Annotated in this window: 26 protein-coding genes; 8 read left to right on the forward strand and 18 right to left on the reverse strand. The window is 34.6% G+C overall.

The annotated features are described in order from the left end of the window. Position 1 precedes the first annotated feature (1 nt). The 3 genes from uptA to cotH all read right to left on the reverse strand — a co-directional run bounded on the left by uptA (position 2) and on the right by cotH (position 2,781). Positions 2-604 carry an undecaprenyl phosphate transporter UptA gene (uptA, locus tag J4P91_RS07195; RefSeq protein WP_207993401.1) on the reverse strand — a complete coding sequence of 201 codons (603 nt, stop codon included), beginning with the start codon at positions 602-604 and terminating at the stop codon, positions 2-4. A gap of 152 nt (positions 605-756) precedes the next feature. Further along, complete coding sequence (locus J4P91_RS07200; protein ID WP_207993402.1) at positions 757-1,374, reverse strand: NUDIX hydrolase; 618 nt, start codon at positions 1,372-1,374, stop codon at positions 757-759. Positions 1,375-1,704: 330 nt separating this feature from the next. Continuing rightward, complete coding sequence (cotH, locus tag J4P91_RS07205; RefSeq protein WP_207993517.1) at positions 1,705-2,781, reverse strand: spore coat protein CotH; 1,077 nt, start codon at positions 2,779-2,781, stop codon at positions 1,705-1,707. Between the two features lie 196 nt (positions 2,782-2,977). Between cotH and J4P91_RS07210 the strand changes: the two genes are divergently transcribed. Next, entirely contained in the window at positions 2,978-3,457 is a 480-nt protein-coding gene (locus J4P91_RS07210; protein ID WP_207993403.1) for a CotG/ExsB N-terminal domain-containing protein, read from the forward strand. 58 nt (positions 3,458-3,515) lie between these two features. On the opposite strand, the gene J4P91_RS07215 is transcribed toward J4P91_RS07210, so the two are convergent. The 6 genes from J4P91_RS07215 to J4P91_RS07240 all read right to left on the reverse strand — a co-directional run bounded on the left by J4P91_RS07215 (position 3,516) and on the right by J4P91_RS07240 (position 8,543). After that, positions 3,516-4,133, reverse strand: a complete 618-nt coding sequence (locus J4P91_RS07215; RefSeq protein ID WP_207993404.1) for a phosphoserine phosphatase 1 — start codon at positions 4,131-4,133, stop codon at positions 3,516-3,518. A 14-nt stretch (positions 4,134-4,147) separates the two neighbouring features. Next, positions 4,148-4,690, reverse strand: coding sequence for a short-chain dehydrogenase (locus J4P91_RS07220; protein WP_207993405.1), 543 nt, complete (start codon positions 4,688-4,690; stop codon positions 4,148-4,150). 19 nt (positions 4,691-4,709) lie between these two features. Further along, complete coding sequence (fosB, locus tag J4P91_RS07225) at positions 4,710-5,126, reverse strand: FosB/FosD family fosfomycin resistance bacillithiol transferase (protein ID WP_017152104.1); 417 nt, start codon at positions 5,124-5,126, stop codon at positions 4,710-4,712. Positions 5,127-5,182: 56 nt separating this feature from the next. Beyond that, positions 5,183-6,844: a peptide ABC transporter substrate-binding protein gene (locus J4P91_RS07230; protein WP_207993406.1), complete on the reverse strand. Its 1,662-nt coding sequence runs from the start codon at positions 6,842-6,844 to the stop codon at positions 5,183-5,185. A gap of 146 nt (positions 6,845-6,990) precedes the next feature. Next, positions 6,991-7,935, reverse strand: coding sequence for a DUF2628 domain-containing protein (locus J4P91_RS07235; RefSeq protein ID WP_207993407.1), 945 nt, complete (start codon positions 7,933-7,935; stop codon positions 6,991-6,993). Positions 7,936-8,090: 155 nt separating this feature from the next. After that, positions 8,091-8,543, reverse strand: a complete 453-nt coding sequence (locus tag J4P91_RS07240; protein ID WP_017152107.1) for a methylated-DNA--[protein]-cysteine S-methyltransferase — start codon at positions 8,541-8,543, stop codon at positions 8,091-8,093. A 132-nt stretch (positions 8,544-8,675) separates the two neighbouring features. On the opposite strand from J4P91_RS07240, the gene namA reads away from it, so the two are divergent. Then, the gene (gene namA / locus J4P91_RS07245; protein ID WP_207993408.1) at positions 8,676-9,716 is read left to right on the forward strand and encodes an NADPH dehydrogenase NamA; all 1,041 of its coding nucleotides are present in this window, start codon (positions 8,676-8,678) and stop codon (positions 9,714-9,716) included. Positions 9,717-9,757: 41 nt separating this feature from the next. On the opposite strand, the gene J4P91_RS07250 is transcribed toward namA, so the two are convergent. Continuing rightward, positions 9,758-10,417, reverse strand: coding sequence for an oxidoreductase (locus J4P91_RS07250; RefSeq protein WP_017152109.1), 660 nt, complete (start codon positions 10,415-10,417; stop codon positions 9,758-9,760). Positions 10,418-10,964: 547 nt separating this feature from the next. Here J4P91_RS07250 and J4P91_RS07255 point away from each other — a divergent pair. Together J4P91_RS07255 and J4P91_RS07260 are read left to right on the forward strand one after the other, a co-directional pair. Continuing rightward, the gene (locus J4P91_RS07255) at positions 10,965-11,918 is read left to right on the forward strand and encodes a metal ABC transporter substrate-binding protein (protein WP_207993409.1); all 954 of its coding nucleotides are present in this window, start codon (positions 10,965-10,967) and stop codon (positions 11,916-11,918) included. 134 nt (positions 11,919-12,052) lie between these two features. Further along, the gene (locus tag J4P91_RS07260) at positions 12,053-12,529 is read left to right on the forward strand and encodes a GNAT family N-acetyltransferase (RefSeq protein WP_207993410.1); all 477 of its coding nucleotides are present in this window, start codon (positions 12,053-12,055) and stop codon (positions 12,527-12,529) included. Here the strand turns inward: J4P91_RS07260 and J4P91_RS07265 are convergent. Next, complete coding sequence (locus J4P91_RS07265; protein WP_207993411.1) at positions 12,526-13,485, reverse strand: CobW family GTP-binding protein; 960 nt, start codon at positions 13,483-13,485, stop codon at positions 12,526-12,528. The genes J4P91_RS07260 and J4P91_RS07265 overlap by 4 nt on opposite strands. Positions 13,486-13,802: 317 nt before the next feature. On the opposite strand from J4P91_RS07265, the gene J4P91_RS07270 reads away from it, so the two are divergent. Next, positions 13,803-14,705 carry an aldo/keto reductase gene (locus tag J4P91_RS07270; protein WP_207993412.1) on the forward strand — a complete coding sequence of 301 codons (903 nt, stop codon included), beginning with the start codon at positions 13,803-13,805 and terminating at the stop codon, positions 14,703-14,705. A 34-nt stretch (positions 14,706-14,739) separates the two neighbouring features. Here the strand turns inward: J4P91_RS07270 and J4P91_RS07275 are convergent, their stop codons facing one another. Next, complete coding sequence (locus tag J4P91_RS07275) at positions 14,740-15,324, reverse strand: GNAT family N-acetyltransferase (protein WP_017152115.1); 585 nt, start codon at positions 15,322-15,324, stop codon at positions 14,740-14,742. A gap of 145 nt (positions 15,325-15,469) precedes the next feature. Then, entirely contained in the window at positions 15,470-16,942 is a 1,473-nt protein-coding gene (locus tag J4P91_RS07280; RefSeq protein WP_207993413.1) for a flavin monoamine oxidase family protein, read from the reverse strand. 184 nt (positions 16,943-17,126) lie between these two features. Here J4P91_RS07280 and J4P91_RS07285 point away from each other — a divergent pair, with 184 nt between their 5' ends. Both J4P91_RS07285 and J4P91_RS07290 read left to right on the forward strand, forming a co-directional pair. Further along, complete coding sequence (locus J4P91_RS07285) at positions 17,127-17,318, forward strand: DUF3896 family protein (RefSeq protein ID WP_017152117.1); 192 nt, start codon at positions 17,127-17,129, stop codon at positions 17,316-17,318. 105 nt (positions 17,319-17,423) lie between these two features. Beyond that, positions 17,424-18,425, forward strand: coding sequence for an LLM class flavin-dependent oxidoreductase (locus J4P91_RS07290; protein WP_207993414.1), 1,002 nt, complete (start codon positions 17,424-17,426; stop codon positions 18,423-18,425). Between the two features lie 56 nt (positions 18,426-18,481). Here the strand turns inward: J4P91_RS07290 and J4P91_RS07295 are convergent, their stop codons facing one another. The 3 genes from J4P91_RS07295 to J4P91_RS07305 all read right to left on the reverse strand — a co-directional run bounded on the left by J4P91_RS07295 (position 18,482) and on the right by J4P91_RS07305 (position 20,708). Next, positions 18,482-19,432: an alpha/beta hydrolase gene (locus J4P91_RS07295; RefSeq protein WP_207993415.1), complete on the reverse strand. Its 951-nt coding sequence runs from the start codon at positions 19,430-19,432 to the stop codon at positions 18,482-18,484. Between the two features lie 280 nt (positions 19,433-19,712). Then, positions 19,713-20,168, reverse strand: coding sequence for a DUF3939 domain-containing protein (locus tag J4P91_RS07300; RefSeq protein WP_207993416.1), 456 nt, complete (start codon positions 20,166-20,168; stop codon positions 19,713-19,715). Between the two features lie 96 nt (positions 20,169-20,264). Continuing rightward, complete coding sequence (locus tag J4P91_RS07305) at positions 20,265-20,708, reverse strand: Dps family protein (RefSeq protein ID WP_207993417.1); 444 nt, start codon at positions 20,706-20,708, stop codon at positions 20,265-20,267. Between the two features lie 241 nt (positions 20,709-20,949). Between J4P91_RS07305 and J4P91_RS07310 the strand changes: the two genes are divergently transcribed. Beyond that, positions 20,950-21,990, forward strand: coding sequence for a YkvI family membrane protein (locus tag J4P91_RS07310; protein ID WP_207993418.1), 1,041 nt, complete (start codon positions 20,950-20,952; stop codon positions 21,988-21,990). Between the two features lie 32 nt (positions 21,991-22,022). Here J4P91_RS07310 and J4P91_RS07315 read toward each other — a convergent pair whose 3' ends face one another. Both J4P91_RS07315 and J4P91_RS07320 read right to left on the reverse strand, forming a co-directional pair. Continuing rightward, entirely contained in the window at positions 22,023-22,391 is a 369-nt protein-coding gene (locus J4P91_RS07315) for a DUF3979 family protein (RefSeq protein WP_207993419.1), read from the reverse strand. A 183-nt stretch (positions 22,392-22,574) separates the two neighbouring features. Then, the gene (locus J4P91_RS07320; RefSeq protein WP_207993420.1) at positions 22,575-22,889 is read right to left on the reverse strand and encodes a hypothetical protein; all 315 of its coding nucleotides are present in this window, start codon (positions 22,887-22,889) and stop codon (positions 22,575-22,577) included. Positions 22,890-22,941 lie beyond the last annotated feature (52 nt).

Here is a 22,941-nt window from a genome sequence, read left to right on the forward strand (position 1 = left end):
TTTAACGAGCTGCTTTTCTTTTTTTCAATATCTTTAAACCGAAATAAAGAGCAATAAAGAACACTGCCCCAATAATTATGTAATGTGTATAGTCAGCTGCATATTCTTTAATATGACGCCAATTCCCACCTAATTTTTCTCCTAAATAAATAAACAAAATCGACCATGGGATAATTGCGATTACTGTGTATAGCGTAAAATCTTTCAAAGGCATTTTCGCTAATCCTGCTGGAATCGAAATTGCATGACGCACAACTGGTATAAAGCGTGCTGAGAAGATTACTCCCGCCCCATATCGATTAAACCAGCCTTCCGCCACATCTAAATGATGCTTGTTAATCAATAGATATTTTCCATATTTTTCAACTACAGGACGTCCCCCGTAATATCCTAGCCAATATAAAAAGATTTGCGCCAAAGTACCACCGATTGTACCAGCAATTACCGCTCCAACAAAACTGATTTTACCGTCTGCAACTAAAAATCCAGCATAAGAGAGAACAATCTCACTCGGAATGATTTCAATCATTAACCCTAAGGCAACTCCAAAGTATCCTAGACTTGCGAAAAATTGTAACAACTGCTCTATTAAATTCGCTAACATTTTCTATCTCCTTTTCTGCTCACATACCCCTCTATTATCCCACAAATATTTATGCATGCCAATATATTCCGCATTCTCTACCCAAAATATGTACAATTCATTATAAATATACCAAGCATGAATGGAAAGAAAAAGAGATTTATACACTTTTCTTAATCAAGTAAGGCTCTTCTATTCCTATCTTTCATATAAGCAAACATCTCTCTAATTTGCCACTCTGTATTTCTAGCAGTGGATAACTCTGGAATTTCCTTTTCACCAAAAAATTTTACTTCCTCTGTTTCAATACTTGTTTGTTTTTCTCCACCAACAATTTCACAGCCAATAAATATTTTATATACATGCACTATTGATGGTGATGGATGATGTTTTTCTTTATCAAATACTGCTAATAATCGAAAATGATCAACTTTATAACCCGTTTCTTCCCATACTTCTTTTGCTGCCACTTCTGTTGGCGTATAGCCAACATCTGCCCAGCCCCCTGGAAGGGCCCATTTCCCATCACTTTTTTCTTTCACAAATAATAATTTGTCATCCTGGTGCACAACAGCCCGAATATCTACTTTTGGTGTTTGATAACCTGTTTCATTAGCAAATAATTTCTTTACCACTTCCCAATCTGTCTTCGTATAATGAGACATCATAGTAACTGAAAGATCACGTAATTGCTCGAAACGTTCAATATCATACACATCTTTTGAATACGTTAATCCAGCCTGAGCGATGGCTTGTATTTGTTTTACCCACTCGATCCATTTCACTTCCATATTCTCACCATCCTATAAATAGTGTAATGTTTCAATTTACCTCACCTATACAAATAGTATCCTATTCACACAAATTTTAAAAGAAATCAAATATTTTTATAGAAGCCTAGTGTTTTATATATCTTAATCCATTTTGATTTTTCGACATATAAGTTGCTGCTATGAAGATTAAGAGATGACTTACGCTCATTTTCTCTCTGTTTTCCCTTGGCATGGGGCACCCTTCTATGCATAGCCGTCTCTCGCCTAAAAAGATAGAGGCTATGTCGTTTTTATTTCGATTTATATAAACAAGAAAGAGATTGACAATATATCAATCTCTTTCTTGTTTTATGACAATTCATCTAAATGTTCATGTATATATTTACGGCGATTGTTTATATATTGAAAAATAAACTCTGCTTCTTGATCAAAAATATCTATTTTATCTTCCATATAGGGATCTTGTATAAGGTATGGCCGAATCGCTTCACACATCCCCTCTACTTTCGGCTTTATAAAAGAAACTGTGAATTTTTCTTCCAAAATTTCTTCAAGAATATTACGGTATTGTTTTCGAAATATCGGTATATCAAGAATTCTGGCGCTCAACGTATTATATCCTTGAATTCGAATGTACTCATGGTTAAGTGGCCTCCCCTCTACATCACGCCCCCATGTAGCATCATAATCCCATGGTATTACTTCAAATAAACCCGTTTCATCATTATGATACAATGCATAGTTATGAACAAATCCATCAAAGTTTTGAGTCAAAATAACACCTGCTAGCCACCGCAAATATTTTTCAACGTCAAGATAATTTACAATTTCTTTTTCATATTTTTCTCGTGATAGTACATTTGCCTGATAAACGAATTCACTAAGCTGTTCTTCACTATGTTCATTTGCACATTTAAACTCATAGCCTGCAGATAGATTTGTTTTAACCTCCTTCTCACGCTCACTTATTAAAGAAAAATTTGCATCATCATCAATTGCATAATAAATTGAGCCACTCGGTAATTTACGGCTTTTCAAAAAGTTTTCATCAACAGATTCTAATTGTAAATATACCCCTTGAATTTGACCATTGATTTTGATAAAAACATGCTGAGATTTTGGCGAGAGCACACCAATATCGCTAAAGAAGTCAAGTGATAATTTATTTCTTATAAGTGACGGATCCTTAAACTCAGAATTCAAATGAAACTCTTTCACTCCTTGAAATTGTTTCGGCTTATAGAACATAACATGATATGATTTTTTATCGAACTCTCGAATATGCGCTCCGCGGTATACAATGTCAATATCATATTTTCTTTTCCCATATGTTAATTTAGCAGGTACTGGACTGTCAGACCAAATGTCTTTCTTTAATTCGACAAGATACATCGGATGAATAAAAAAATCGTAAGAAGGCAACATATTCTCCCACTCCTTCTTTTTCTCTTTCTCTTTCTCTTCATTCAATGTATGCTCCAAATTTTGTCCATACATCCGCTATATACCTAATTTCCATGATAATTAAACTCTTGTCTCATACAAGGTGATAAACACTTTCATATCATGAGTAATGTAAAAGGATACTTTTTCATTTTAATTAGTGATAAGGAGGATTTTCATGAAACGCGATATTCGAAAAGCCGTTGAGGAAATCAAAAGTGCAGGAATGGAGGAGTTTTTACATCAAGACCCATCTTCTTTTGAGTGCGATGAAGAACATTCACATGACGATTGTGACTGTCATAAAGATTGTGATTGTCCAAGAACACGCTGTACACGCATAAAAAAATTTACATTCGTTACAAAAGTTACACGTGTAAAAAAATGTACGTTCGTTACAAAAATTACACGTGTAAAAAAATGCAAATTCGTTACAAAATGCGTTCGCTTTGAAAAGAAATTTTTCTGGACTAAACGATCATTCTGTAAAAAAACTGTATTCTTCCGAGATCATGATTGTGATTGTGATCACCACGAACATTCATCATGTGATGATGATTCGCATTCAAAATGCCATGATTGCAATCATCACAAACATTCATTCTATAAAAAGAATAAAAAATTCGATCACTTTTGGTATAAAAAACGTAAGTATTAATTCTTTATACCTTATTGTTAACAGTGAACGTAAAAAGACCGCTCTCTTGCGGTCTTTTTTATACTTGCTGAAAATGACTTATATCGGCAAACTGTTTAACACTAGCTTTTGTTCCTTCAAATTCAATGATACTTAAGCTCGCGCTATGCATAAATGGATCATCCCACACTTTTTCAACAGAAAGACCAGCAAAGTGCCCCACCAGCAATTTTGCAGCTGCTGCATGTGATACAATTAAAATATTTTGTCCTTTATGTTTTTCTAAAAGAAGGTTTACTCCTTCCATCACCCGACTATGCACATCATAAAAATTTTCGCCTGATGTTGAACAAAAGTGATGAGGTTCATTCCAAAACGTATGTACTTCCTCTGGAAACTGCACTTCCAAATCTGCAAGCATTTGCCCTTCCCAGGTTCCCATATTAATCTCATAGAAGTGCTCATCAGCTATAATTGGAATATTCCGCTCCCCTTTTATTAATTCTGCCGTATGCATTGTTCTTCCGCTTGGACTACTATATATCGCATGAAGTGGTATATCCTTTATATGTTCCCCTAGCTGCTTTGCTTGTAACATGCCTGTTTCAGTTAAATTCGAGTTCTTTCTTCCTTGCATACGCTTTGCTACATTCCATTCCGTTTCTCCATGACGTGTTACATATAATGTTGTTTTCATTTTTATCCCCCTTATCATCTTGGCCGTAATTCCCATGGCTCCAATGTTCCTACAATCCATTCACTTTTTTTATTTTGAATTCCTGCAATAACCCCTTTAGCAATTTCTTCATGAGTCAACCATCTTGAATATTCACCTTGTAAAACAAATCCTAATAAAATTCTATGATAATTACATAAGGAACTTCCTATGTTTTGACGTTCCAATCGAGAAGCACTACTCCCTAACACATGAAATAAGCGATACGCCTTAGAGTGTAATTCAATTTCTTCCCAAATTACTTGCAACGCCTTTTTAGCAGTTGTATGAATCCAAGCTACTACTAATGTGATAGGTCCATTTTGCTTAATAGATTCCTTTATAGCTTCTTGTAGAGCTTTGCTGTCATGATAGTCAAGAGAGATACATATGACACTTCTTGGATAATGACATGTCTGTTTCACATCTTCTAATCTATTTCTATTTCGTCCAATAATAGAAACATGAACTCCTTGATTACAAAGCCAAACAGATACTTTCTTCAACATCCCCGTACCACCAATAATCAGTGCATGCATTCTCTCCCCCCTATGTTTATTAATAAAATTTTATGTGCGGCTTTGCTTCTCTATAATAATTTAAACGATCCTGTAATGTACCTGAATGAAATTCAAACTTATGTCCATCTGGATCAATAAAATATATAGACTGACAATCTCTTACATCACGTTCCCTTCCTTGTAAAATATGAACTTTATTTTCCTCTAATCGCTGTAATAGCCGACCAAAGTCCTCTTGTTTAACAGAAAACGCAAGATGTGTATAAGACTGATGAATCTCATTTCTTGCAATATCTACTTCCTCATTGAGCGCTACCCATACTCCACATATATCAAAATACGCCAGTTTTCTCCCTCTTACTAATAACTTCCCCTCTAATACTGTTTCATAAAATTGAATGGATTTTTCCAAATTTGAAACAGAAAAACAAATATGATTAATACCTTTTAGCAATGTTAGTCCACCTCACTAATAAAAGATGCGTAAAAATTCACGCATCTTTTATTATACTATTTTTTTGTAACATATGCCCATTTATAACTAAAATCGCCACCGAATGTATGATTTGCAATTCCTTTTACATATGGTTTTTCTAAATATGCTGTACTTTGCTGATAAGTCGGTGAAATTGCAGCATCTTCTCCAATTAAGATTTTTTCAGCTTCTGCAAGGGCTTTCCAGCGCGCTGCATCATCTGTTAACAACTCACCTTTCGATTTAGCAACTAAGTCATCATATTTCGGGTTTGAATACGCCATTTCATTAAATGAACTTCCTGTAATAAACATATCAATATATGTCATTGGATCCGGATAATCTGGGCTCCATGCTGATAGTGAAAACTCATATTGTAATTTCTTCTCTAAATCTAATTTTTGTTTATATGGTTGTTGTTTTAAATTCACTTTAATTCCAGGTAAATTTTTCTCAAGCTCTTCTTTAATAAAGTCGCCAACTTTTTTCCGGCTACCATTATCATCATTTAGTAATTCTACCGTAATTGTATCTTGACCCAATTCTTTTTTTGCTTCCTCCCATAACTTTTTCGCTTTTTCCGCATTGTCTTTACTATCACGGAAGTTTTTATTTACAGTACGGAAGTCTTTTCCATCCGGACCTGTTGTAAATTTTTCCGGTACTAAGAAATATGCTGGTAATGAGCCATCATTTAAAATGACATTTGCAATACCTTTTTTATCATAAGCTAAATCAATCGCTTCACGCACTTTTTGATTTTTAAATGTTGGATTTTGTTGATTAAAACGTAAGAAATACATACGCGGATCTAGTTTCGTTTTGAATTCATCTGGCTTACTCTTTTTATATTTATCAACAAACTCTGAAGTTAAAATTACGCGATCTGCTTGATCACTATCATACAAGTTCACACCTGTGCTCGTTTCTTTTACGACACTGACATTAATTTCTTCTAGTTTTACAGTATCTTTATCCCAATAATTTGGATTTTTCTTTAATTGATAACTTTGTTCATGTTTCCATTCACTTAACGTAAACGGTCCATTATATAAAATTTTATCAGCTTCTAATGCATAATTATCTCCTTGTTCTTTTACAAACTTCTCATTTAAAGGGAAAAACGTTGGAAATGATGTAAGATCTAGAAAATAGGGAGCTGGTTGTTCTAGTTCTACTACTAGTGTTTTATCATCCTTTGCTTTTACACCTAGCTGATCAAGTGGTAACTCTCCCTTATTAACTTTTTGAGCATTTTTTACATCAAATAAAATAAATGCATATTCGGCTGCTGTTGCTTTATCAAGTGCACGTTGCCAGCCATATACAAAATCTTGTGCACGAACTGGATCACCATTCGACCACTTTGCATCTCGTAATTCAAAAGTATATGTTTTCTTGTCTTCACTAATCTTCACATCTTTTGCCATACCTGGAGTCGGTTTATTATCTTTATCTAATCGATATAAGCCTTCCATTGCATTTACAAATACTCGGAATGATACAGAATCTGTTGATTTTGACGTATCCATCGAAGGAATTTCTGCTGATTCTAGTAAATTTAGCACTTGTTTATCGGCCATTCCCTTATCAGTTTCTTTCTTCGTTGTCGATGCTTTCTCCCCATTTCCGCAACCTGCAACGAACATACTTGTTGATAATGCAAGTGCCGCAAGCGTTGTAACTTTTTTCTTCATTCTTCCTTCCCCCAATCTGTATGTATACAATAAAGCATGTATGATAGTATTATACAAAACATTCTGATTATTTGAAATATTTTTCTTTCCTAAAATAAAAAAGAAATGAATGTAAAAGCTACTTCATCTGCTTTTACATTCATTTCTTATAACATTTCTTTTTTATCATCTTTGTGTAATCCATCATCTAACTCAAAAAGATCTTGCGTACGAAACACATCTTCCATCATTTTTAAGAATTCTTCTTCACCTTGTGGCTCACCGTTAACTGTAAAAGAATATGGTTCAATTTCATGCAACCTGTAATCTACAACAAATTGAATGACAATTTTCTGTCTTGTCATACCACGATTATACCCATGAAATTCTACTAATTCCAATCCATCTCCCCCGCGATAATAACCCCAGTTTGGTTGCTGAAAATGCTGCTCAAACGATTCTCCGATAGGAAAGAAAGGATACTCATAAAGGGAACTTGCTCGTACTTTTTGAATGACATCTTGATCTGTCGGAAAGAAAAAGTGACTCATAAATATACTAGCAGCTGTCAAAATTGTAACAACAACCGCTCCAATTTTGCTTGTTCCACCACTATCACGGATAAGATACCCCTCAACAGCTTCATTCTTTATTCCTGTTGCTTTTATCCGATATATTTTCCGCTCAGCAAATCGATAATATAACCCATTAGCAAAAATCCCGACTCCTATCATCATCAAAATGAGCAATAGAAAAGTAAGCGGAACCATATTAATAATTGGGAGTGCTACATTAAATCCCATATAATATGAAAATGCATCACAAGCTACTAATAAAATTACAAATAAACAAGCAGGTAAGTAATACTTTCGATAACCAAACCATCCGGCATTGAAAATAGCAGCCCATCCATTCCAACTCCACCTTGCTATTCGTTTCCTTTCTTTATCCCATTTTCTTTTATAATATGGATAGTGCACTCCCACATATTGTTCCATATTTTTTTCGATTGGTGAGGTCTCCTCTTTTGTTCTATTATGTAAAATTTGCTGACAAGCTTCACAATTAAACTGACCGTCAGAACAAGGATTCCCACAATTTATACAATGCAAAATAATCCCTCTTTCCTTGATTTATCCCCTACTTATACTTCTGTTGTCCCACATACTAAAAAACTTAGTTATTTGAAAAAAGAGACTTTTATATGATGGTACCTCCTCATAAATAACAGATTAAACCATTCATATTAAAACAAAGAGTTTCATCATTATTTCAAAATTCCCTCATGTTTCAATAACCATTCTTTTCGCCATAGGCCACCTGCATAGCCAACTAACTTACCACTTTTTCCAATTACACGATGACACGGAACAATAATAGAGATCGGATTGCGGCTATTCGCTCCGCCTATCGCACGCACTGCCTTTGTGTTATCAACCTTTTCTGCAATATCTAAATAAGAAGCACTCACACCATATGGGATTGTATAAAGCGCATCCCAAACACTCTTTTGAAATGGCGTTCCAACTGCTGACAGTGGTACTGTAAATTCAGTTCTCTTTTGATTAAAATATTCATCTAATTCAGCGAGGCACTGTTCTACAATTTGACTTTTATTCTCTTCTTTCCGTTCCTCCACAAAAATAACAGAAGTAATCCCTTCATCATTTGCAGTAATTTCAAGCAAACCTATTTCACTTTCATAATAAGCTCGGTACATGCCCTATCCCCCAATTTGATTCATTTCAGTAATTGTAACATATATGTACAAAATTTCGAGAATAAGCGTTTCATTATGGAAACAAAAATGATGATGATACAATAAAGGAAACTGCAATAAGGGGGAATAACTATGGACTATCATCTTTTTTCACCGTATACGATTAAAGACATTACATTAAAAAATCGTATTGTTATGTCACCAATGTGTATGTACTCTTCAGAAAACGAGGATGGAAAGGTTACAAATTTCCATCATATCCATTATGCATCTCGAGCAGCTGGTCAAGTAGGCCTTGTTATGCTTGAAGCTACAGCTGTTGTACCTGAGGGACGTATTTCTAATAAAGATTTAGGTATATGGAATAATGATCATATTCCAGGGTTACAAAAAACGGTGTCACTCATCCATGAAAATGGCGCAAAATCAGCTATTCAGTTAGCACATGCTGGACGAAAAGCTGAATTACATACAGATGCTGTAGCACCCTCGGCTATTGCATTTAATGATACAATGAAAATCCCAGTAGAAATGAGTAAACAGCTAATCCAAAAGACAATTTCCGCTTTTCAAGATGCTGCATACCGTTCCAAACAAGCAGGTTTCGATATTATTGAACTCCACGCGGCTCATGGCTATCTCATTAACGAATTTCTTTCTCCATTATCAAACAACCGAACTGATGAATATGGCGGATCACCTGAAAATCGTTATCGTTTCTTAAGAGAAATCATTGATGCTGTAAATGAAGTTTGGAATGGTCCTTTATTCGTTCGTATTTCTGCAAATGACTATCATCCTGAAGGATTAACAGTACATGACTATGTTCAATTTGCAAAATGGATGAAAGAACAAGGTGTAGATGTAATTGATTGCAGCTCTGGTGCAGTTGTCCCTGCTCAAATCGACGTTTACCCTAGCTATCAAGTAAAATATGCAAATCATATAAAAGAACAAGCGGACATCGCGACAGGTGCAGTAGGACTAATTACAAGTGGTATACAAGCAGAAGAAATTTTAGCAAATAATGAAGCAGACTTAATCTTTATTGGTCGCGAGTTACTTCGTAATCCATATTTTCCAAGAACAGCAGCCAATGAACTTGGATTTGAATTACAAGAGCCACGTCAATATCAACGTGCTCGTGGTAAAATAGCCCCGACTCGCCACTAATACGACATAAAAACGAGAAGGGCTCCCCCTTCTCGTTCTCATTATTCCATCATTGTAATCTCTGTGGAATTATAAATATGGACACCAGATTCTTCGCGTAGTGCCGCTAAATACATCCCTTTTGCAACCTGTTCGGCTGTAATCGGCTTATACTTTTTTAAAGTACCATTAAATACAAATGGCAAAACACCAAATATCTTCTCAGCCAATCTTTCTCCAAAACGAAATTCTTCTCGATCCCCAAGCAATAGTGATGGTCTAAATATATGAATCCCTCCAATCACCAACTTTTGAAGTTCTTCCTCCATCTTCCCTTTTACTTGTGAATAAAAGAAAAGTGATTTTGAATTGGCCCCCATAGAAGAAATAACAAGAAAATTTTGTACACCTTGTTTTTCTGCTAAACAAGCTGCTCGTAATGTATATTCATAGTCTACTTTTTTAAAATTCGCTTTCGTTTTTGCTTTCTTAATTGTTGTCCCAAGACAGCTAAAGACATCATCAACAGCAAACAATTCTTTATACTCTTCTAATGTAGAAAAATCGACTTGTTTTTGCTGTAACTTTTCATGTTCCCATTGCAGTGGTTTTCTGACAAAAACCATAACCGAATCATAGTAATCTGAGTCAAGCAATAGCTGCGTCACTTCTTGTCCAACTAAACCACTTGCACCGAGTACTAAGGCTGTTCTTTTATTCATTTATCTTTATACCTCTTTATCTAATTTTATACCGTCCAACCAGGCAGTACAAATCCTATTTATAGGAGTTTCCTTTTACTTATTCTATCATAAGTAAAGCACTATGCGTGATGCAAGTGCTTTACTTACTCTTCTCTCTTTTTTTCTCTGTCGGTAGCTTTGTAATTATTGTAGAGTCACCTAGATTACTAATTAATGTCTTGAGGAAAATCAAAACACATGTTAATGGTAAAACTACCGCTAATATCAATAAGATTGCCTCCATTAAGTAATCCAATCTCTCATCCCCTTTTCATACCCCCTACCTCAATATATGAAAGACGTGTTGTCACATATGCGACATTCGTAAAAATTAATACTGTCCTTTTTGACAACTTTATAACAAAATCAAATCGTAATGATTATTATTTATTGCAACTTTCGTAAAGATGTATTATACTAAGTTCGCAACTTAAAACGTAATTATTCCGTTTTGCTATAAAAAGATATTTTTTCTCTTATTTTTGGAGAAAATAAAATTGGAAAAGAAAGAAAAGAGGAGAATGACATGAAGAAAAGGTTAATGGTATTTTCTTTTATACTTATTTTTACATTAATTTTCGCTGGATGTACCGGCAAAAAAGACGGATTGACAAAAAAAGATGGAAAACTCTCTGTGTATACAACCATTTTTCCACTTGCTGATTTCGCTAAAAAAATCGGTGGTGAGTACGTAAATGTTGAAACAATTTATCCACCTGGCGCTGACTCTCATACATATGAGCCAAGTCAAAAACAAACGGTACAAGTTGCAAAGGCAGATTTATTCGTATATAACGGTGCAGAATTAGAACCCTTTGCAGAAAAAATGGAAAAAACATTAAAAAGAGAGAATGTAAAAGTTGTTAATGCCTCTAAAGGTTTCGATCTTATCGCTTCATCAGAAGAAGAACACCACGAGCACGAGGAAGGTCATAAAGAGGAAGAACATCACCATCACGACAAAGACCCACACGTATGGCTTGATCCTACACTTGCGATGAAGCAAGCTGAAAAAATTAAAGATGCACTCGTAGAATTGCAACCAGATCATAAAAAAGAATTCGAGAAAAACTTCGCTGCTCTACAAACAAAGTTCACTGACTTAGATGATCATTTTAAATCTGTTATTTCAGATGCAAAAACGAAAGATATTTTAGTTTCTCACGCTGCATATGGATACTGGGAAAAACGCTATGGCTTAAAACAAATACCAGTTGCTGGCATCTCTGCTTCTGATGAGCCGTCACAAAAAGAACTTGCTAACATTACAAAAACAGCAAAAGATCATGGTTTGAAATATATTCTATTTGAAACATTCTCTACTCCAAAAGTAGCAGAAGTTATTCAAAAAGAAACAGGAACAAAAATTTTACGGTTGAATCACCTGGCTACTATTTCTGAAGATGATGCGAAGAAAAATAAAGATTACTTTACATTAATGGAAGAGAACGTGAACGCTTTAAAAGAAGCTACAAGTTAAATTTACATTTCCTATCAGACAGCTGAATCCTATTCAGCTGTTTTTTCCGTACGCTTCAACTTGACTTGCACAAAATAACAAGTAAAATTATCCATGTGTTAGCTTTATAACATTTCAGAAAGCGAGTTGGAACTATGAATCTTCACATTTGTGAAGTAACAGCAAATAATTGGCGTTCAGTCGCTGCTCTAGACGTAGCAACGGAGCAGCAACAATTCATTGAAAGTAATACATTTTCTTTAGCGGAATCTCTATATGAAGAAAATGGAACGTCATTAGGTTTATATGATGGAGAAACACTTATTGGATACGCAATGTACGGTTGGTATTCAGCAAAAGATGATAGTGTATGGTTAGATCGTTTTATGATTGATTACCATTTTCAAGGAAACGGCTACGCGAAACGTTTTCTCCACTTACTCATCCAGTATTTACAACAAAAATTCCAATGTAAAAAAATTTATTTAAGTCTTCATCCAGAAAACAAACCAGCAATGAGACTATATGAATCTTTCGGTTTTCACTTAACTGGTGATATTGACGATGAAGGACCCGTTGTTGGTGTTGTAATGGAATTACTTATAGATGAAAGAAAAAGCCTGCTAAATTAGCAGGCTTTTTTTACACATTCTTTAAAATGTTCTTGGAACCATTCTTTATTAATGTCTTTCCCGATAAAGACCACTTCACTCATGCGCTCTTCTCCCTCTTGCCACTCTCTATCGTAAGAAGCAGCAAATAGTGTATGAACACCTTGGAAAACAATACGGCGATCTACTCCATCAATTGATAGAATTCCTTTATATCGATATAAATACTCTCCTAACTCTTGAACAACAGCTGACATCCACTCATTTAACTTCTGTAAATCTAATGGACGCTCTTCACGTAATACAAATGATTTTACACCTTCTAAATGATGATGCTCTTTATGTGGGTAAATCTCTAGTGTATCACGCGTTTTAAACGTTTGAATTTCTAATAAAGCAGGAATATCTACTTCACAATTTGTCGTTGGAATTAATTTTGCCATCGGATTAATCCCTTGTAACTCAGTAAGAAGTTTTTCCTTTTCTGCTTCCTCAATTAAATCTACTTTATTTACTAAAATCATATCAGCAAAGGCAATCTGCTCTTTCGCTTCTAGTCCTTTTTCAAAATGTTTATGTATATGATAGCTATCTACCACTGTCACAACACCATTAATTTTGTATGCTGATTGAATAACTGGATCTAAAAAGAACGTTTGAATAATCGGCCCTGGGTTTGCAAGACCTGTCGTTTCAATCACTAAACCATCAAAATCCATTTTCCCTTCTTCTTTTACATCCAGTAATTGTTTTAAAGCAACAAGTAGATCTTCTCGCACTGTACAGCATAAACAGCCATTTGTCATTTCCATAATTTCTTCTTCGACATTCATAATTAACTGATTATCGATGCCAATTTGTCCTATTTCATTTACAATAACCGCTAATTTCTTTCCGTGTTCTTCTGATAAAATACGATTTAATAATGTTGTTTTCCCGGATCCAAGAAAACCAGTTAAAATTGTTACTGGAATCATTTCGTACATCTCCTTATAGCTATATCTTCGTACATTATACCATACAGATAAAGTGAAACTTCCATAAGTGGAATTTCTTCAGCCCCACTGATGGTTAATTGAACGAATCGAGCTTTTAGGGACAGTTATCCCTCACCTATCTTCCTCGTTTTTCTCTTACCCTTGAGGCGGGGGCTTACTACCCGCAAATAGCGGGATAAAATCGTTTTTACAACAAAGATATATTCATTGTAAGTACAGTCTAATAACTATATAATAGTACCGAATAAGAAAGCCTTTTCAAAAATATCATCATTCATCAAGGGGGTCTACTCAAAATGGAACGAATTCAAATGGCTAATAACCTTGAATTTTCTCGCATCATTCAAGGATTTTGGCGTTTAGCAGATTGGAATATGTCAAAACAAGAATTACTTTCTTTTGTCGAATCTTGTATGGATATGGGAATTACAACTTTTGATCACGCCGATATTTACGGAGGATATACGTGTGAATCATTATTTGGGGAAGCATTACAATTACAGCGTTCTTTACGTGAAAATATGCAAATTGTCACAAAATGTGGAATCGCTCCCCCATCACCAAAATTTCCAGAGCGTTATGTTGCTCATTATAATACTAGCGCTGAACATATCATGAAAAGTGTGGAGCAATCACTGCAAAACTTACATACTGATTATATTGATTTGTTACTCATTCATCGACCTGACCCATTTATGGACCCAAATGAAGTGGCAGAAGCTTTCACACGTTTAAAGAAAGATGGAAAAGTACGTCATTTTGGTGTATCGAACTTTTTACCATCTCAGTTCAACATGCTCAGTTCTTATTTAGATTTCCCTCTTATTACAAATCAAATTGAGGTATCAGCAATGCAGCTTGAGCATTTTGAAAAAGGTACAATTGATCTATGCCAAGAAAAAAGAATTAGTCCTATGATTTGGTCTCCTCTTGCTGGTGGAGAAATCTTTACAGGACAAAATGAACGTGCTGTACGCTTACGCGAAACTTTACAAAAGATTGCGAATGAACTAAATGTTGATGGCATCGATATTGTCATGTATACATGGCTACTTGCTCATCCAGCAAAAATGATGCCAATCGTTGGCTCTGGTAAACTCGATCGCGTGAAGGCAGCTATTGCTGCAACAAAACTTACATTAGATCGTCAGCAATGGTTTACCATCTTTGAAAGTTCTAATGGACATCCCGTTCCATAATTTTCTAACAATCAAAAAAAGAAGAGCTAATACATTACAGCTCTTCTTTTTCATACCTGTTTCTTGTCATCGCAAACACACACGTATCCCTTAATCCGTTACCATCTACTGCTACACCACTACTTTCTAAAATCCCTTCTAAGTTGAAGCCCAACCTCTCAGGTATCGCTCTACTTTTTATATTTCGTGAATCACAGCGAATTTCTATCCTGTTTGCCTTTAACTCAGTAAAAGCATAATCCATAATCCCTTTCGCCGCTTCTGTCATATAACCTTTTCCACCAAAGCGCGAATCTATCCAATATCCAATTTCAAATCTCGGTATCTCCCAATCAATACGATGCAATCCAGCAGAAGCTACAAATTCGCCGGTTTCTTTTAAAAATACTAGTAATCTCAAATCTTCACGTTGTAAAAATTGAATATGTGATCTTCTTATACTCGCTTCTACTTCTTCTTCCGTTTGCTCTTTTTGGGCAAAAATCATCCAAGGTTTTAATTCTTCTATTGATGCTCGAATCGCTTCATATACAGCTTTTCCATCCCCTGGTTTCGGCATGCGAATAAGAAGTCTATCAGTGTAAAACTCAGAAGGAAAATCTAGTAATAATGGATTCATTACAAACACTCCCTATTTTCTTTTATATATAATAATATTTAATTCAAACTACACAGTAAATAGTTTTTTCTGAATTTAAATTATTTTCAAATCCAATTACATATACCTCTCCTAATTCATAGGCATCATAATCTTTTCCTACTACTCATACAATCAATTGGTTCACTTCTACCGCTGTACGTATTCCAGACTCAATTGCTCCTTGTATCCATCCATGATAAAGCGTCGTATGATCTCCAGCAAAATATATTTTTCCCTCAGGTTTTACAATAGCTGGTTGCAGCTCTGTTTCTTGACCTGCTTGAAAAATTGCAAACCCTCCTAATGCATACGGGTCCAATGTCCAACTTTTTGATATACCTGCCATAAATTCATCATAGACTTGCCCACCTAATATCGTTGCTAAGTTTTGTAATGTATAATAAATACGATCACCTTTTGATAATCCATCCCATAATAATGCATCGTACGACCATGTATAGCTCCCAAGCATCATAGCTGGCCCCTTAGTCCCGAGACCATAGCTTGGATAATACGCATAGCGGATTGGTAAATCCGTTATAATCCTTCCACCTAATTGCCCTTGCTCTTCCCAAAAGCGACTTTTAAACTGAATTCCTATTTTAGTAGCCGCCATATAATGTAATTCACGGATCGCTCTCCACTTTTCATGTGATACAGAATCAAAAGGATCAATTTCAACAAAGCGCATTGTGGAAAATGGAATTGTAATAATAACTAAATCACCTGTTATGCTGCTATATTCAAAAGTCTCTTCATGTCTGCAATATGCTGTCACACCTTTATCATGTTGATAAAGCTTCATTAATTTTTGATTATAAATAATATCTCCCTCTAACTGAGGTAAAAAAGATTTAGGTAATTTATCATTGCCGCCACTAATTTCGCAAAAACCACTTTCCTGCTGCAGTATATATATAAAGCGTAGTGTTTCAACAAATGACCTTTCTAAAAATCCTTCTAAATCTAAAAGCACACCAATCATCTCAATCGTTACTGGCGAAAAATACGTATTATATTGATAAGGGTGATACTTTAAAAACTGTGCTGTTGAATACTTTCCAAAGTCTTTTTCAACAATCCCCCAGTTTTTATCTGGATTTCTTTTAATAAAATCAATAATTGGCTGCACTGCTAACAATAATAACTCTTCAGAAGTCTTTCCCACTTCATTCACTGCAACTGGATACCTTAAAATACTTGGATTTTTCTCATATTGTTGCAGCGTTGTTTTTCTGCCATTTACATAAATAATATCCGTTTCATTCCGATTAATAAAAGGAGTCACTTGTAAATCAAACTTTCTTATATAGGCCATCGTTAATGTATGTATATAAGGAATACGCATTGCTCCTACATCTAAATATAATCCAGTGTCTTCCATTCTAACAGTCTCAATTCGGCCCCCTACACGATTATTTGCTTCTAAAATTTTCACATGATGTCCTGCACTCTTAAGTAACGATGCTGATACTAGGCCAGCCATTCCAGCACCAATTATAATAATTTGTTTTGGCGCTACTGTTTTTGGTAATCCCTTATCAATAATTCCCATCATTTCATCCGTTGTGACATGGGATTGTGTATGCACTCGCATCATTCCACCCCTTACTTTTGAAATACAAAACAGTGATTCTCTGAATTGTATTCACGAGTATAGTAGAACAACACATTATATTTCTGAATATTCACTAATAATTCACAGAGATTTGCTCTCATCTCACATTCCTTATCATATAATAAAGATATAGATAGGAAATGTAAGGAAAGGATTGATAAAAATGAAACGTACTTACGACTATCCTGAAACAAAAAAACATTTAGAATTGAAAAAACAACTATTATGTAAAAAATTATTAGATGTAAATTTAACTGAAGAGGATCGAAATCAAATTAAGATGGAGATCGATAACTACGAATATATTCTAACTTTAGTGGAAATGAATCATTATGAACGAGGAATTTCTCATTAAAAGCGGGTGTGAAAGCATTCGCTTTTTCCTTTGAGCATTTCTTTACGCATTTTTCGTAAGTAAATATATAATAGAATGTACATTAAGGATAGAGAGGTATATTCTATGATTCAATTAAGCGTATTAGATCAATCCCCCATTTCCGATGGTAGTACAGCAACTGAGGCTTTTTCCAATACTGTAACACTTGCTCAAGAAGTAGAAAAGCTAGGTTTCACTCGTTTTTGGGTATCTGAACATCATAATTCTGTAAGTTTAGCTGGCTCAAGCCCGGAAGTGCTCATCTCTCATATTGCAGCAAAAACAAATCGCATCCGTGTTGGCTCTGGTGGCGTTATGCTTCCGCACTATAGCTCATACAAAGTAGCTGAGAATTTCCGTGTATTAGAAGCACTTTATCCAAATCGAATCGATCTTGGGTTAGGCAGAGCACCTGGTGGTATGCCCATCGCAACTCGAGCGTTACAAGAAGGAAAACTGGTTTCGCTCGATCAATATCCTGAACAAATTCAAGATGTGGCAATGTACTTATATGACAAAGTACCTGAAAATCATCAATATGCTAACTTAAAGGCCTCACCTGTCATTCCTACTGCACCTGAAATATGGATGCTTGGATCAAGTGGAGAGAGCGCCATGGTTGCAGCAAAACAAGGAACAGCCTTTGCTTTCGCTCAGTTTATTAACGGCTATGGTGGCCCTGAAGTGATGAAAGCTTATCAAGAACAATTCCAGCCATCTTTCTTAGGAGACAAACCAAAATCAATTGTTTCCATTTTTGTTATTTGCGGAGAAACAATTGAAGAAGCTGAGAAAATCGCATCTAGTCTAGATTTATCCATTCTATTATTAGAACAAGGAAAACGCACAACTGGTACTCCTTCCATTGAAACAGCACAAAATTATGCTTATAGCACCCATGATCGATTCCGAATTAAAGAAAATCGGCAACGTATGATTGTAGGTGATCAAAGATACGTCAAAGAACAAATCTTAAACTTGAGTAAGGCTTACAATACTGAGGAATTTATGATTGTAACCATCACTCATCAATTTGAGGATAAATTAAAGTCATATCGTTTGTTGGCAGAAGCTTTTCAGTTATAATATACAAAAAAGAGTGCATCACTCTATATAATGCACTCTTTTTTAACCTAAATTTTTTATAAATCTGTACCCTCAATATACCTAACTGCTTCTTGTAAGATTTCTTCAAAATTCTCTGGGTAATCATGATTTAAGTTCTCTATAACTTTATATTTATACTCTATATTTTTCTTTTCTAATAATGCCACAAACTTTTGTGTACATTCAAAACAATCTTCGTCCTGATTCCCACACACAATGTATCCCTTGACACCTTTATCTCTTAATGTGTTCAGCAAATCTTCCCACTCTTCAACTTCAGGGAGCCATGGCGCTACAAAAATAAATCCTTTTACCGTTATATTTTTGTTTAATATTGCATGTAGCGATACCCTTGCACCTGCAGAAAATCCCCCGATAATTGTATAATCTAGCTCACCATGATTGTTCGTTATAATACTTTCATAATGTTCCTTCAACTCACGGGATCCTTTTTCTACATTATCCCAAACATAACCTTCTGAAAATTGAATTTGAGAAGACTGCGGTAATGCTAACAGATACCCTTGAGACGCAACCGATTGCCAATATGGTTCTGCTATCTTCATATTTTCTTGATCACCATGCAATGCAATGAGTAAATTGTTATCAATACCGTTATTTCCTTGTATAATTTTCAAATCAGCTTGTTCAGATTTCTTTGCTACTTCTTCTCTTTCTTTACATAGCCGAATCATCTGATGAAATTCTTCATATCTATGAAGGGATTTCAAATCATCGTCTGTTATTAGGTACTCATAGGTATACCAAAATTTATTTTCTACAATCGCTTCTTTCATTATATGTAAAGCTTCTTTCTCAAGCCCCGATGCACTTGCTAATGCATATCTAAAATTATATATTTGAGCATTATTACCAGTTACCTTATTAGCATTTTTGGTAATATATCGATACGCTTCTAAACTCCCTTTCTTTGTATAACACGCTAGTGTTTCATTTAATAAACTTGTATACGTAATGTTACTCACATAAATTCCTCCCGTAACCTTTTTAGGGATATATACTTCTCTAACACGTTTTCAGTTATCCTAAGGTTCCGGTATATACATACTGTCAAATTAACAGTAACTACCTCTATTCTTAGGACAATGTTTATTAATTAACTTATAATTTTTCATAATACATCGCTCCTCTCAATCTCTTATATATTAAATAAAAACACCAATAGACAGAAAAATCAATCTGTTATTCCAGACTCAAATTTCTTTTCGTAACAAAAAACAACAATTATATAATTGTTGTTTTTTGTTACACAATATTTTTTTTACTTTTATCCGGCTGACTGGATACTAAATAATGCTTCTCTGAAATATATAAATTTCGCTTTAATATACGATCTAAATATGGTGCTAGTTTCATTCCACATATAAGACGATTCTCATCGTCTTCTACAATAGGAAACATTTCTTTTTCTGTAACGTATTGGTCTACTGCTTTTTGCACAAGATCAATCTCTTTTACGAGTTCTAAATTTTCTTCTGTATGTTCAAATACCTCCAGTGTTTCCTTCGTTATAATGAACGTATTTGTAGGAAATGCTGGTAAATACGGTTTTAACAAATCATAATTCACTGTATAATCTTCATTGACTAATACTGTATAAACAATATTTGCATTTGTTTCCAGAAATTTAGCCATTGCTTGCTCTAATTCGTCTTTCGTAATTGACCTCTCCTCTTTTCCACTTTTGAAAAAGCGAAACATTGCATCGCCTCCTTTTTACTATATTATACCATAAAAAGAAAGCTGAAAAATCATAAAAAAACCTATTGAAAGAATTTTCAATAGGTTTTTTATATCTTATTTTAAGAATGCACTTAACATCCAAACGTGTTGTTCTAATGTTGTATGAATAGCTAATAGCATATCTGCTGATGTTTCGTCTCCAGCCTCATCTGCTACTTCCATACCTTCTTTTAACTCTTGAATAATTGCAGAGAAATCATTTACTAATGTTTGTACCATTTCTTCAGCTGATTCTTTACTTGTACCTTCATGCACAGTAGATGTTTCTAAATACTCTCTCATTGTTGCTAATGGTTTTCCTTCTAACGCTAAAATTCGCTCTGCTAGTTCATCGATATACGTTGCTGCTTCATTATAAAATTCTTCAAATTTTTCATGTAATGTAAAGAAGTGTGGGCCTGTCACATACCAGTGATAGTTATGGAGTTTTACATATAATACATTCCAGTTTGCTACCTGCTTGTTTAATACTTCAACAACATTTGTTTTCGTACTCATTCAATCCACTCCTCTTACTTTTTTAGAATTATTCTCTTTTAATAATACATTCTTATTGTACCATAAATTCCCTACTCGTCCAAATCATTCGCTTATATGTAACAAAGTTGCAACAACTTTAATCATTCCCTAATGCAGAAAAATCCATGTACCCTTTCTTTCACTTCATATGTCTAATTGTCCAAGCTCACACATATGCATAATAATAGGTCAAGCTCATCATAGTAGAAAGAGGGATTACATGGATAATCAGCAATGGCAAGTAGCTAAAAAAGTTGCTGCTACTTATATTGGGACTGTCGTCGGGGCTGGATTTGCAACAGGGCGAGAGATTGTTGAATTTTTTACGATTAACGGATTATACGGAACAATCGGAATATGCATAAGTGGAATTTTCTTTATTTGGCTAGGTACGAAGATGATGTTACTTTCTTCACAAATTGGTGCATTTTCTGCTCAAGAATTTAACCGATATTTGTTTGGTGATGTATTTGGAAATGTGATAAACACTTTGTTATTACTCGTACTTTTTGGTGTAACAAGCGTTATGCTATCAGGTGCTGGTGCTGTATTCGAAGAACAACTTCGTCTACCACGGCAACTCGGTATTTTCATTACAGTTATCGCATGTATTATTATTGGTAGCCGTGGATTGCAAGGTGTATTTGAAGTGAATACACTTGTAGTACCAATTATGATGATTTTCATTATCGGACTTGCTATTATAACTTTTATTCATGGCACAGTACCAATTCTTAACACTGTTCCTACAGAAAATTGGAATATGAAATGGGTAACAAGCCCCCTTACATATGTCGCCTTAAATCTTTCTCTCGCTCAAAGTGTTCTAGTGCCGTTAGCAAGTGAAGTAAAAGATCGAAAAGCCATTCTATGGGGCGGAATTTTAGGAGGAGCTGGACTATGTTTTATTTTATTATGTAGTCATTTAGCCATTTTATCTGTTGACCAATTTTATCAATATAACATTCCTATGGCTGAAGTAGTAAGAAGATTTAATGCTACTTTTCATTTCTTCTTTGTTCTAATTATTTTTGGAGAAGTGTTTACAACATTAGTTGGAAATGTATTTGGGATGACAAAACAAATGCAGTCTATCACTGGTTGGAAAAACAACAATATTGTTTATTTTATTTTATTAATTAGTTATGCCTTTAGCTACATTGGTTACAGTGAACTTCTTCACATCTTGTATCCAATAATCGGATGGGTTAGCATCATTCTTCTGCCAATTATCGCATATAAACAACTAGAAAAAACATAGCAAAAAAGCATCCGCTATGCCCGGATGCTTTTTCACTCACAATCTTCACAGACTTCCCAATATAGCCCCATTTCTACTGCAAGAAATGGTTTTAATTGTAACCGAATCATCCGACTCGGCATACGCTCTAAAACAAATTGAATCCCGTCTTCCTCTTCTTCTAACTCGGTTTTTAAGATTGCTATTCGTTGTATAGTTGTAATTGGCTGACCCTCTTTATATAAAGTAATTCGCAACTCGTCATATTCATTAAAAAACAATTCTACACTCATATGTTCTGTTGATACACTATTAACAATTGAATACTTACCCTCTTCTTCTTGGATTACATATCTCCAGCCATTTTTCCCATCTTCCGTTGGAGCAGCTTGAAATAATGACATCAAATCCTCGTATAGCATAAGATAACCCCTCTCGTACTAAAAAAACAATGAGTATTTTATATACCCTTTTTCTCTATCACTATCAAGCTTATTGTACCATACATCACTTCTCTTTCCTTATTCATCTGCCTAATAACTTTCCCACTATAATAGAATGCACAAAAATAAAACAGGAATGACGTTTATCATCCCTGCTTTCCATTAAAATACTTTTCCTGTCGCAGCTAAAGCTAATACCGCTATTAAGCTTGCAAAGAGTAATGATACAATAAAACTAAAAATCGGTAATATTTTCTTTTCATTCTTTTTAAACAATAGTCTTAAACTAATAATGAGATTTAATGGCACAAATATGAAATAAAAATATTTAATAAATTGTACGACACCACTCGAGCTATTAAAAAGTGTTCTAAATACAAACACTTCAATTAAAAAGATAAGAAAAAATGAAATACTCACCCAGAATGAAACATAACTAAGCCAAGAATGTCTTTTTGTTCCCCAATACACTCCCATATTCTTCTCCTTTATAAATAGTCTACTTTTCAATAATTATACACGCATATAA

Origin of the sequence: Bacillus sp. XF8 (genome assembly GCF_017498755.1) — a bacterium.
In the GTDB taxonomy this organism is placed as follows: domain Bacteria; phylum Bacillota; class Bacilli; order Bacillales; family Bacillaceae_G; genus Bacillus_A; species Bacillus_A bingmayongensis.